Origin of the sequence: Nocardiopsis alba (assembly GCF_000710955.1) — a bacterium.
Taxonomy (GTDB): domain Bacteria; phylum Actinomycetota; class Actinomycetes; order Streptosporangiales; family Streptosporangiaceae; genus Nocardiopsis; species Nocardiopsis alba.
This window is the reverse complement of record NZ_BAZE01000013.1, coordinates 79,491-91,117: the sequence shown is the minus strand read 5'-3', so window position 1 is coordinate 91,117 and position 11,627 is coordinate 79,491. Positions and strand designations below refer to the sequence as shown.

Annotated in this window: 13 protein-coding genes; 5 read left to right on the top strand and 8 right to left on the bottom strand. The window is 71.9% G+C overall.

The genetic code is table 11. The annotated features are described in order from the left end of the window. Nucleotides 1-5: 5 nt before the first annotated feature. Nucleotides 6-356, bottom strand: a complete 351-nt coding sequence (locus TR33_RS21635) for a MerR family transcriptional regulator (RefSeq protein ID WP_042285080.1) — start codon at nt 354-356, stop codon at nt 6-8. Nucleotides 357-413: 57 nt separating this feature from the next. On the opposite strand from TR33_RS21635, the gene TR33_RS21630 reads away from it, so the two are divergent. After that, a complete protein-coding gene (locus TR33_RS21630; RefSeq protein WP_042285079.1) occupies nt 414-1,196 on the top strand; it encodes an alpha/beta fold hydrolase in 783 nt (260 codons plus the stop codon). A 42-nt stretch (nt 1,197-1,238) separates the two neighbouring features. Here TR33_RS21630 and TR33_RS21625 read toward each other — a convergent pair whose 3' ends face one another. Further along, nucleotides 1,239-1,880, bottom strand: a complete 642-nt coding sequence (locus TR33_RS21625) for a response regulator (protein ID WP_014913445.1) — start codon at nt 1,878-1,880, stop codon at nt 1,239-1,241. Then, nucleotides 1,877-3,118 carry a sensor histidine kinase gene (locus TR33_RS21620; RefSeq protein ID WP_017533660.1) on the bottom strand — a complete coding sequence of 414 codons (1,242 nt, stop codon included), beginning with the start codon at nt 3,116-3,118 and terminating at the stop codon, nt 1,877-1,879. The genes TR33_RS21625 and TR33_RS21620 overlap by 4 nt, the downstream gene beginning before the upstream one ends. Nucleotides 3,119-3,301: 183 nt before the next feature. Between TR33_RS21620 and TR33_RS21615 the strand changes: the two genes are divergently transcribed. Together TR33_RS21615 and TR33_RS21610 are read left to right on the top strand one after the other, a co-directional pair. After that, on the top strand, nt 3,302-4,399 hold the full coding sequence (locus tag TR33_RS21615; RefSeq protein ID WP_042285077.1) for an ABC transporter permease: 1,098 nt from the start codon (nt 3,302-3,304) through the stop codon (nt 4,397-4,399). Beyond that, nucleotides 4,396-5,076 (top strand): ABC transporter ATP-binding protein, encoded by a 681-nt coding sequence (locus tag TR33_RS21610; protein WP_042285075.1) that lies wholly within the window; start codon nt 4,396-4,398, stop codon nt 5,074-5,076. Before TR33_RS21615 ends, TR33_RS21610 begins: the two co-directional genes overlap by 4 nt. A 47-nt stretch (nt 5,077-5,123) precedes the next feature. On the opposite strand, the gene TR33_RS21605 is transcribed toward TR33_RS21610, so the two are convergent. The 5 genes from TR33_RS21605 to TR33_RS21585 all read right to left on the bottom strand — a co-directional run bounded on the left by TR33_RS21605 (nt 5,124) and on the right by TR33_RS21585 (nt 9,728). After that, nucleotides 5,124-5,921, bottom strand: coding sequence for a putative hydro-lyase (locus TR33_RS21605; protein WP_042285073.1), 798 nt, complete (start codon nt 5,919-5,921; stop codon nt 5,124-5,126). 4 nt (nt 5,922-5,925) lie between these two features. Then, a complete protein-coding gene (locus TR33_RS21600) occupies nt 5,926-6,786 on the bottom strand; it encodes a 5-oxoprolinase subunit C family protein (RefSeq protein ID WP_014909179.1) in 861 nt (286 codons plus the stop codon). Next, nucleotides 6,783-7,394, bottom strand: coding sequence for a 5-oxoprolinase subunit B family protein (locus TR33_RS21595; protein WP_017533656.1), 612 nt, complete (start codon nt 7,392-7,394; stop codon nt 6,783-6,785). The genes TR33_RS21600 and TR33_RS21595 overlap by 4 nt, the downstream gene beginning before the upstream one ends. 84 nt (nt 7,395-7,478) lie before the next feature. After that, entirely contained in the window at nt 7,479-8,240 is a 762-nt protein-coding gene (locus TR33_RS21590) for a LamB/YcsF family protein (RefSeq protein WP_042285071.1), read from the bottom strand. A 231-nt stretch (nt 8,241-8,471) separates the two neighbouring features. After that, nucleotides 8,472-9,728: an NRAMP family divalent metal transporter gene (locus tag TR33_RS21585; RefSeq protein WP_017533654.1), complete on the bottom strand. Its 1,257-nt coding sequence runs from the start codon at nt 9,726-9,728 to the stop codon at nt 8,472-8,474. A gap of 184 nt (nt 9,729-9,912) precedes the next feature. Between TR33_RS21585 and TR33_RS21580 the strand changes: the two genes are divergently transcribed. Together TR33_RS21580 and TR33_RS21575 are read left to right on the top strand one after the other, a co-directional pair. Beyond that, nucleotides 9,913-10,620, top strand: a complete 708-nt coding sequence (locus TR33_RS21580; protein WP_017533653.1) for a GntR family transcriptional regulator — start codon at nt 9,913-9,915, stop codon at nt 10,618-10,620. Between the two features lie 120 nt (nt 10,621-10,740). Then, nucleotides 10,741-11,526: an aminotransferase class IV family protein gene (locus TR33_RS21575; RefSeq protein WP_042285069.1), complete on the top strand. Its 786-nt coding sequence runs from the start codon at nt 10,741-10,743 to the stop codon at nt 11,524-11,526. Nucleotides 11,527-11,627: the final 101 nt, after the last annotated feature.

Below are 11,627 nucleotides of genomic sequence, written 5' to 3'. Positions count from 1 at the left end.
GACGATCAGACGCGGACCAGCCGGGACAGGGAGTCGCGGTTCCGTTCGAGCTCGTCGATGCGCGCGTCGAGCGCGGCCACCTCCCGGCGGATGGTGGCGAGCAGGTCCGGGCACATCTCCAGGTCGATCGGCTCCTCCGAGCCCTCCCGTGCACACGGCAGGACCGAGGCGATGGTGCGGGTGGTCAACCCCATGTCCAGCAGGGCCCGGACGCGCAGGACCACGCGCGGGGCGCGTTCCTCGTAGACCCGGTATCCGTTGAGCGAACGCGTGGACTCCAACAGCCCCTGTTCCTCGTAGTAGCGCAGAAGTCTGCGGCTGACGCCCGTACGCTCGGACAGCTCACCGATCCGCATGCCGTGGCCCACCTCACCTTGACCCTCACACCGGTGTGACGATCTAGCTTCACACCCATGAACGAACAGTACTCGTACACGATCGAGGGCTCCGGACCAGGCCTTCTCCTCGCCCACGGGGCCGGTGGCGGCATCGAGGCGAACTTCGGTCCGCTCATGGCCGACCTGCGCGGCACGCACACCGTGGTCGGCCCCGACCTGCCCGGGGCGGGCGCCACACCGCGTTCCGCCTCCCCTCTCGACCTCGACACGGTCGCCGACACCCTCGTCGCCACCGCCGTGGGCGCCGGGGTGGAACGCTTCACCGTCCTCGGCTACTCCCTGGGGACCGCGGTGGCGGTACGCGCGGCCACCCGGCACCCGGACCGGGTGGAGGGGCTGGTCTTGACGGCGGGGTTCGCCCGCCCCGACCATCGGACCCGACTGACCCTGGGCCTGTGGCGGGAGCTGCTGGACGGCGACCGTGCGCTCTTGGCCCGCTTCGCCACCCTGGTCGCGGCCGGGGCCCCGACCCTGGAGGCGCTCTCCGCAGAGGAACTGACGGCTCGGCTGCGCGCCGCCGAGGGCTTCGTACCTGAAGGGAGCCCCGAACAGGTGGACCTGGCCGCCTCGGTGGACACCCGCGACGACCTGCCCCGGATCACCGTGCCCACCCTGGTCGTGGCCACCACCCTGGACCGTCTGGTCCCCCCGGAGGCCTCGCGCGAACTCGCCGAGGGCATCCCCGGGGCCGAGTACGCCGAGGTGGGGTCCGGCCACCTGATCGCCGACGAGGCCCCCGACGCCTGGCTGTCCCTGGTGCGCGACTTCCTGGACCGCCACGACCGCGCCCGCGTGTGAGGAGGACGGAACGGGTGACGGGGAGACGGACCGGACCCGGGGTCAGTCGACCCGGATGACGCCGCGCCGCAGAGCCGTGGTGATCGCGGCGGTCCGGTTGTCCACGCCGAGCTTGTCGAACACGTGCACCAGGTGGGTCTTGACCGTGGCCTCGCTGATGAACAACTCCCGGGAGATGGCCCGATTGGACAGCCCTCGGGCCAGCAACCGGAGGATCTCCAGCTCCCGCCCGCTCAGGGACGGACGCGGCGAACGCAGCCGGTCCATGAGTCGGTCGGCGACGTCGGGGGCCAGTGCGGTCCGTCCTCGAGCGGCGGTGCGCACCGCCTCGCGGAGCTGGTCCGGCGGCGCGTCCTTGAGCATGTAACCGGTGGCCCCCGCCTCGACCGCGGCGAGGATGTCGGCGTCGGTGTCGTAGGTGGTCAGGACCAGGACCTGCGGCGGGTCGGGGAGGTCGTTGACGTTCCGGATGGCGGTGACCCCGTCCATCCCCTCGCCCATCCGCAGATCCATCAGCACGATGTCCACCTCGGTCCCGGAGCGGAGTACGGCGAGAGCGGACTCCCCGTCCGCGGCCTCGGCGACCACGCCCATGTCCGGGATCTCGGCGAACATGGCCTTGAGTCCGTGGCGTACGACCGGATGGTCGTCCACCAACAGAATGCGCAGGGGGCGTTCGGTCACGTGCTCTCCTCCATGGTCAACGGCAGGCGGACGGCGACGGCGGTGCCCTCCCCCGGGGCCGACTCGACCTCCAGGGCTCCGCCCAGGGCGGCCACGCGTTCGCGCAGGGCGGCGATCCCGTAACCGGTCCCGTCCGGCCGGGGCCCCTGTTCCTCGGGCACGAACCCCACACCGTCGTCGTACACGTCCAGGGTGACCTCCTCGTCCAGGTACCCGAGGGTGACCACCACGGTGGTGGCGTGGGCGTGCGCGGCCACGTTGGCGAGCCCGGCCTGCGCGGCCCGCAGCAGGGCCACCTCGTAGCCCGGGGGCAGTTCGACGGGGGCGCCGTCCAGCCGAAAACGGTGCTCGACCCCGTCGGCACGGGTCGCCACGGCGCAGAGTCGGCGCAGCGCCTCGGGCAGGTTCGCCCCGGTCAGCGAGGGCGGGGCGAGGTCCCGAACGAACCCGCGCGCCTCGGCCAGGTTGTCGGAGGCGCTCTCCCTGGCCTCGGCGATCCTGGTGACGGCCAGATCGGGATCGTCCGGAAGGGCGTTCTCCGCCGATCTCAACAACAGGACGATGCCGGACAGCCCCTGCGCGAGGGTGTCGTGGATCTCCCGGGACAGCCGTTCGCGCTCGTCCAGGACCCCGGCGCGGCGCTGGGACGCGGCGAGTTCGTCGCGGGTCCTGGTGAGGGTGTCGATGAGCTCCCGGCGCCGTTCGCTCTCCCGGTACAGGGCCGTGTACCCGGCGGCGATGGCCAGCGCGAACATCGCGCCGAGCACCGGTCCCAGCACCATCCCGGCGGTGAGGTCCCCCTGGTGCAACGCCTGCCCCAGGACCACCGTCCCGGTGATGACCACGACCGCGACCACCGAGTGCGCTCCGCGCAGCAGATGCAGGTGCAGGAAGTACAGCGGGAAGGCCAGCCAGACGAAATCCGGATCCGCCCAGGCCAGGAGGGCCCACAGCGCGGTGACGGCGGCCAGCCACACCAGGGAGAGGACGCGGTGCGCGCCGTGCCGGACGGCCAGGGCGCCGAGGCAGTAGACCAGGCCCAGCAGGATCGCCCCGCAGAGCACCGACCACCGGATCCACGCCGGGTGGGCCCCGCCCCCTTCGAGCGGACCCGCCGCGTAGCGGACGGTCGCCCACCCGAGCAGGAAGAGGAAGCAGGCGTGCAACAGCAGTCGTAGCGCCCTGAGCACCGCCGTCACCCCGGGCGGCTCGGCCCGTCCCTCCGTGCTGTACCGCATCACCGCAGCGTACGACGGGGGCCGCCGTTCCGGCATCAACCGTTCGATGGAGTTCGCGCTCCACCTCTCCCCGTCCGAGAACGCTCCGTTCGCCCGATGACGACGGCTCCCCCGACGACCAGGCTGGAAACACGTCCACCGCGGTGCCCGAGCACCGCCCGTGTCTTCGAAAGGAGGGCCGCCGTGTTCGTCGCACTTCGTGACATCCGATTCGCCAAAGGGCGATTCGCACTGATGGGCTCCGTCGTCGCTCTGATCACCCTGCTCATCGTCCTGTTGTCGGGGCTGACCGCCGGCCTGGCCGACCAGTCCACCTCGGCGATCAAGGGACTTCCGGCGAGCCACATCGTGTTCGGCACCTCCGGCGAGGCGGCCCCCGAGGAGTCCTACGCCGACAGCACCGTCACCCGGGCCCAGGTCGACGCCTGGGCCCGGACCGACGGGGTGGAGTGGGCGGAGCCGCTCGGCGTCACCCAGAGTCGGCTCGAACTCTCGAACGGGGACGGTGCCGCCGTGGCCCTGTTCGGCGCCCCTTCCGGAGGGCGGCTCGCGTCCGTCCCGGGAACGACGGCGCACGGGCTGGTGGTGGGCGAGGAGCTCGCCGAGGAGTACGGGATCGCCTCGGGGGACACCGTCACCGTGGGAGGCACGGAGCTGACCGTGGACGCCGTCGCGCCCACCGGCTCCTACAGCCACACCCCGGCGGTGTGGGCCGACATCGAGACCTGGCGGGAGATCGATCCGCGGCTACGGCACGCCGAGGGCGCGGACGCCCACGTCGCGAACGTCGTCGCCCTCGGCCTCGCCTCGGGAACGGACACCGCGCCGACCGACGAGGCGGCCGGGACCGTCACCGTGCCTCTGGCGGACAGTCTGGACGCGATCGGGTCCTTCTCCTCCGAGAACGGTTCGCTGGTCACCATGCAGGCCTTCCTGTACGCGATCTCCGCCCTGGTGATCGGAGCGTTCCTCACCGTCTGGACGATCCAGCGCGCCGGGGACATCGCGATCCTCAAGGCACTGGGCGGGTCCACCCGCTACCTGCTGCGCGACGCCCTGGCCCAGGCGTTGATCGTCCTGCTCGCGGGCGCCGCCGCCGGTGGCGCCGTCGGGGTGGGGCTGGGCGCTCTGGCCGGCTCCGTTCTCCCCTTCTCCTCGACCGTGGCCACCACGGTCGGCCCGGTGGCCGCCATGGTCGTGCTGGGCATGCTCGGCGCGGCGCTGGCCGTCCGCCGCATCACCTCCGTCGACCCGTTGACCGCCCTGGGAGGCGTCCGATGAGCCTGGAACTGAACGACGTGACCCTGACCTACCCCGACGGGGACGGGATGGTGACCGCCCTGGACCGGGTGTCGGTCCGGGTGGCCCCCGGTGAGCTGGCCGCGGTGATCGGCCCCTCCGGTTCGGGGAAGTCGAGCCTGTTGGCGGTGGCCGCGACCCTGATCCGCCCCGACTCGGGACGTGTGACCGTGGGCGACGTGGACACCCTGGGGCTGCGGCCCCGGGAACTGGCGGCGCTCCGGCTGTCGAAGGTCGGGATCGTCTTCCAACAGCCGAACCTGATCCCTTCGTTGACCGTGGTGGATCAGCTCCTGGTCACCGAGCACATGCGGGCCCGATCGGTACGCGAGGCCCGGGCGTCGGCGATGGAGACGTTGGCCGCGGTGGGTCTGGCGGGCAAGGAACACCGTCACCCGCACCGGCTGTCCGGTGGAGAACGCCAGCGGGTGAACATCGCACGGGCCCTGGTCGGACGTCCGAGCGCTCTGCTGGTCGACGAGCCGACCGCCGCTCTGGACCACGACCGTGGGGCGCGGATCATGGAGCTGATCGAGGAGGCGGCCCGGACCTTCGAGGTGGCGACGTTGCTGGTCACCCACGACACCGAACACCTGGGGACGGTCGCGCGGATCCTGGAGATGCGCGACGGACGTCTGCGCGCCCTGGACCCCGCCTGAGTCGCCCGGGCCCGGGGCCGGCTCCGGCTCCGGGCCCGGGTTCCGGTTCAGGGCACCTGGTACTCGGAATCGCGGACGTCGGTGATGGCCATGTGGCCCGGGGCGTGGCCGATGGCGAACTCGGGGGCCGAGGCCACGACGGCGGCCTGCGGGGTGACACCGCAGGCCCAGAAGACCGGGATCTCGCCCTCACGGATCTCCACCGGGTCGCCGTAGTCGGGCTCGGCCAGGTCTCCGATGCCCAGGGCCGCGGGGTCGCCGACGTGCACCGGAGCGCCGTGGACCGCCGGATAGCGGGAGGTGATCCGCACCGCGTCGGCGACCCGGTCGGCGGGGATCGGTCGCATCGACACCACGAGCGGCCCGGAGAAGCGGCCGGCGGGCCGGCAGGGGCGGTCGGTCCTGTACATGGCGACGTTGGTACCCGCCTCGATGTGCCGGACCGGGACCCCCGCCTCCAGGAGAGGCGTCTCGAAGGTGAAGCTGCACCCGATGAGGAAGGAGACCAGGTCCTCGCGCCACAGGTCGACCACCTCGGAGCGCTCCTCGACGTACTCGCCGTTCCGGTAGACCCGGTAGGCGGGCAGATCGGTGCGCAGATCGCCGTCGAACACCGAGGCGGAGACCTCACCCGGTTCGGTGACGTCCAGGACCGGGCAGGACTTCGGGTTGCGCTGGGCGAACAGCAGGAAGTCGAAGGCCAGGTCGCGCGGTAGGCAGAGCAGGTTGGCCTGGGCGTGGCCGGGGCTGTAGCCGGAGGTGGGTACGCGCAGACCGGCGCGGAACAGTTCCCGGGCCTGCGCGGGCGACAGGGCGGCCGGGTCACGGGGCGGTGCGGGGCTCATGGCTCTACCTCCACGGGACGAAACGGATACGGGTGCCGGGGCGGGCCTGGGCGGCGTCGGGCAGGTCGTCCGAACACACGACGGCGATCACCGGATAGCCGCCGGTGACCGGATGGTCGGCGAGGAACAGGACGGGTTCGCCGTCGGGCGGGATCTGAAGGGAGCCGGGGACCATGCCCTCGCTGGGCAGCTCCCCCTCGCGCGCCCGTTCCAGGGCGGGGCCCGAGAGGCGGGCGCCGACCCGGTCGCTGCGGGAGGTCACCTCGTAGGGGGACGAGAGCAGGGCCCGATGGGCGTCCTCGGTGAACCAGTCGTCGCGCGGGCCGAAACGGACCCGCAGCGTCACCTCGTCGGCCCCGACCGGGGCTGTGGGGGCGTGGTCCAGGTTCGGGAGGGCCGCCGGCGCGGGACCGACCGGGAGCAGGTCGCCGGGACCGGGGACGGCGGGGCCCAGGCCGGCGAGCACGTCGGTGCTGCGCGACCCCAGGACCGGCGGTACGTCCACCCCTCCGCGTACGGCCAGGTAGGTGCGCAGCCCTCGGGCGGGGGTGCCCAACGAGAGTTCGGCCCCGTCGGCCAGGTGCAGGACCTCGTCGAGGGCGGCGCCGCGCCCGTCCACCCGCACCGGGGTCGGGGCACCGGTGACCGCGACCGTCACCGGGCCGCGGGCCCGGACGCGGAGCCCGCCGAGGGTGACCTCCAGAGTGGCGGCTCCGACGGGGTTGGCGACCAGCCGGTTGGCCAGGGCGTGGGAACGGGGGTCGGCGGCGCCGGAGCGCCCCACGCCGAGGGCGGCGTGACCACGGCGACCGATGTCCTGCACCGTGGTCATGGGGCCGGTGGCCAGGATCTCCAGGCGGCTCACACGACCTCCTCGAAGCGCACCCGTACCCCGGGACGCAGCAGCCCGGGCGGGTCCCGTTCCAGGTCCCAGGTGACGAGGTCGGTACGGCCCAACAGCTGCCACCCTCCCGGGGAGACACGCGGGTAGACACCGGTGAACTCCCCGGCCAGCGCCACGGCGCCCTTGGGGACCCTGGTCCTGGCCTCGCCCCGTCGTGGAACGTTCAGGCGGGGGTCGTCGCCGACCATGTAGCCGAAGCCGGGCGCGAACCCGCAGAAGGCGACGGTCCACGTGGCCGAGGTGTGGGCCCGCACGACCTCGCGCGGGCTCATCCCGGTGAGCGCGGCGATGTCGTCGAGATCCTCTCCGTCGTAGCGCACCGGGACGGTGACGGTCTCCCCGCTCCCCCGGACGACGTCGGTGTCCAGGGTGAGCTCGGAGACGGCGGAGGCGACGGCGTCGGGGTCGGTGCCGGGCTCCAGCCTCAGCAGGACGGTACGCGCGGCGGGCACGACGTCGGACACGCCGGGCGGGGGCGCCGTCTCCAGCGCGGCGCCGAGGGCGATGACCTGGTCGAGATCGGCGACCTCGACCAGGACCCCGGTGTCCGCGCAGTTCAGGATGCGCAAGGACTGCTCCAGTTCCGGTGGGGCGGGCGCGCGGGCCCGCCCCGTGGTGGTCGGTCGTCGGCGGTGCGCCGACGCGGCGGTCGGTCAGGCCCCGGTGAAGGAGACGATGTCGACCCCTTCGGCGCGCAGCCTCTCGGCCACGGCCCGGGCGATGTCGACGGCGCCGGGGCTGTCGCCGTGCACGCACAGGGAGTCGGCCTCGACCAGGATCTCGGTGCCGTCGATCGCGGTGATCGGCTCTCCCCGGGCGATGCGCAGGCAGCGGGCGGCGATGGCCTCGGGGTCGTGCAGGACGGAGCCGGGTTCGCGCCGGGAGACCAGGGTGCCCTCGGGCGTGTAGGCCCGGTCGGCGAAGGCCTCGCGGTAGGTGGTCAGCCCCGCCGCCTCGGCCTTCTCCAGGAACCGGGATCCGGGCAGGCCGAGCACGGGCAGCTCCGGGTCGAAGGCGCGGACCGCCTCCACGACCGCGGCGGCCTGCGCCTCGTGGTGGACGATCGCGTTGTAGAGGGCCCCGTGCGGCTTGACGTAGCGGATGCGCTCCCCGGTCAGCGCGGTGAACGCCGACAGGGCCCCGAGCTGGTAGAGGACCTCGTCGGTGAGCTCGGCCGGCGGCACGTCGACGAAGCGACGGCCGAACCCGGCCAGGTCCCGATAGGCGACGTGGCCGCCGACGGCCACCCCGCGCGCGGCCGCCTCGGCGGTGGTGCGCCGCAGGGTCGACGGGTCGCCGGCGTGGAATCCGCAGGCGACGTTGGCGCTGGTGACGATGGACAGCAGGGTCCGGTCGTCGCCCAGTTCCCAGCGTCCGAAGCTCTCTCCGAGGTCGGAGTTGAGGTCGATGCGCATCGTGATGCTCCTCTTTTCGGGGGTCTAGGGAGTGTTCTTTGGATGCTTTCGTTCGGCATCGGCGGAGCCGATCCTCGGCGAGCGGCCGCCGGACGATCTCTCGCCAGACGACGAGCGAAGGTCAGCCCGGGTTCGGCTGTCCGAGCGACGTCGGCGCCGCGAGAGGAAGCCCGGCCACGCGAGCACGGAATGATCCACAGAACACGACCTACCCCGGATCGATGGGGTCCGTCACTGCCAGAGTTCGGCGATCCCGCCCAGCGACCTGACCGCCATGTAGACGGTGAGCGCCCAGGCCAGGACACCGACGACGAGCAGCCAACGCGGGTAGCGGTAGCCGCCGAGCAGGGTCGCCGAGTGCCGGTAGGCCACCCACAACAGCAGACCGAGGCCGACCGGCAGGATGACGCCGTTGAGCGCTCCGGCCATGACCAGCAGGGTGCCCGGGGCCTGGCCGGAGATCAGGAAGATGCCCAGCGAGATCCCGATGAAGGCGGTGACCAGCTTGCCCTTGTGCCGCTCCAGCCACGGCGAGAACGTGGTGACGAAGGAGATCGAGGTGTAGGAGGCGCCGATCACGGAGCTGACCGCGGCCGCCCACAGGATGACGCCGAACAGACGCAGGCCCACCTCTCCGGCGGCCTGGTAGAAGGCCTCGGCCGAGGGGTTGGGCGCGTCCATCAGGGAGACCCCGCCGACGACGACCCCGAGGATCGCGAGGAAGAGCACCACACGCATGATCCCGGTGACGATGATGCCGGTGACGGAGACCCTCGTGATGGCCGAGACGTTCTCCGGGCCGCCCCGCCCCTGCTCGATGAGCCGATGGGCGCCCGCGTAGGTGATGTACCCGCCGACGGTGCCGCCGATGATCGTGATGGTGGCCAGGAAGAGGTCGCTCGCGGCCGCTTCGGGCAGCACGGCCTGGCGCAGCGCCTCGCCCACCGGAGGCCGGGAGACGACGGCCACGTACAGGGTGAGGGCGATCATCAGCAGACCGAGGACCACCAGGACACGGTCCAGGGCCGCGCCCAACCGCTTCACCGCGAGGATGACGATGGCGACGAGGGCCGAGAGGATCGCGCCGACACGTGTGTCGAGGCCGATCATCGCGTCCAGGCCCAGGCCGGTGCCGGCGATGTTACCGACGTTGAAGATGAGGCCGCCGAAGACGATGAGGGCCGCCAGCAGGTAGCCGGCTCCGGGGAGGACCTTGTTGGCCAGGTCCTGGGCCCGCATGTTCGAGACGCCGATGACCCGCCACACGTTCAGCTGGACGGCGATGTCGACCAGGATCGAGATGAGGATGGCGAAGGCGAACGCGGCACCGAGCTGGGCGGTGAAGGTGGTCGTCTGGGTGATGAAGCCGGGGCCGATGGCGCTGGTGGCCATCAGGAACATGGCGCCGAGCAGGCCACTGCTCAGGGCCACACGACCGAAACGTGGACGCACCGGGGTCGGGGACGACCCCGAGGTCTGGTCGCTCATGCGGTTCTCCAGGTACTCCGGGAGGGGTGGGATGTGGCCAACCTCATTGTTGGATCGTTGAACAATACTGCAATCCGACGATCCCTGATAAGGGTCGGGCCGGTAAAAACATCCCGACTCCGCTGCGTAACATTGAGGGACGACCACGCCCCGCACGGGCGACCGAGCAGCCGAGGGAGCTCACGTGACGGCGACCGACGACCACATCGACCGGTTGCCCGCACCCGCGCTGACCAGGCCCACCAGCCAGGCCGAACGTGTCGCCGACATGCTCCGCACCTTCATCATCGAAGGCGAGCTGGCCCCCGGGGTGCGCCTGTCCGAGGAAAGACTCAGCCGCAAGTACCAGGTCTCCCGCAACACCCTGCGCGAGGCCTTCCGCCTACTGAGCCGTGAGCGTCTGCTGGTGCACCGTATGCACCGGGGCGTGTTCGTCGCCCGCCCCACCGGCGAGGACGTCCGCGACCTCTTCAGAGCCAGACGCGCCCTGGAACTGCCCGCCGTGCGCGAGGCGGACCGGGCCCCGAGGGAGTTGGTCGAGGCGGTCGGAGCCGCGGTCACCGAAGGAGAGGCCGCCCGCGCCGAAGAGGACTGGTGGCGGATGGGAAGCGCGAACATGCGCTTCCACGAGGCCCTGGCCGGGCTGGCCAGGAGCGCCCGGGTCGACGAGTTCATGCGTCAGGTCCTGGCCGAGACCCGCCTCGTCTTCCACGTGATGGCCGCGCCCAAGGAGTTCCACGACCCCTATCTGCCGTGGAACCGCCGTATCCACCTGGCGCTGGTCGCCGAGGACACCGAGGACGCCGCCGCGGAGCTGACGGAGTACCTGGCGACCTCCGAGGAGCAACTGATCAGGGCCTTCGACGCGATGGACCCCGCCGCGGAGACCTGAGCGAGGCGTGGGACGGCGCTCCGGCCCCACCCGTGACACCACACGGGCCCCACCGTCACCACGGATCTTGGTCCCAAGTTCCTCCGCCAGAGGTCCCGAAGTGCCAGAATGGGACACGTAATGGAACTGAACGGACGCCCCGTCAGCACGGGAGAACTCGCCGGCCTCGCCCTCCAGGGCTACGGACACTTCACGACCATGCTGGTCACGGATCTACGCGTACGAGGTCTGCGTCTGCACACCGAACGCCTGGCCCGGGACTGCGCGACCCTCTTCGGCACCGAACTCGACATCCCCCGCGTACGCGAACTCGCCCGACGCGCGGCCCGCGCGCACCCTTCGCCCTCCGTCGTCCGGGTCACCGTCTACGACCCCTCCCTGGACCTGGCCCACCCCGCCGCACGCCCCCTCCCCCAGATCCTCATCTCCACCCGCCCCGCCCCCACGCCCTCCTCCGAACCGATCCGACTCGGCACCCGCCCGTACGCCCGGGACGCCCCCACCATCAAGAGCACCGGCCTGTTCGGCGAGATCCGTCAACGCCGCGCCGCCCAGTCCGACGGTTTCGACGACGCCCTCTTCATGGGGGTGGACGGCCGGATCTCCGAAGGCCCCACCTGGAACATCGGCTTCCTCGACGACTCCGGGCTCGTCTGGCCCCAGGCCCCCTGTCTGCCCGGCGTCACCATGCGCCTCGTCGAACAGGCCGCCGAGACGCTCGGCATCCCCGCCTCCACCCGCCCGCTCACCGCCGTCACCGCCACCCGCATGTCGGGCGCCTTCATCACCAACGCCGCCTCCGGGGTCCGCCCGGTCACCGCCATCGACGGCGTACAGCTGCCCCGGGCCGGATACCTCGACGCCCTCGTCAAGGCCTACGAGGAGATTCGGGGAGAGCTGTTGTAGGGCTGTGTTCGCTTTGCGCCTCCGCTTCGCTTCGGGATCTCCGGAGTCGAGGCGGGAGGGCGGGTGGCCGTCACCACAGGAGGTTGGTGTGGGAGACCGCC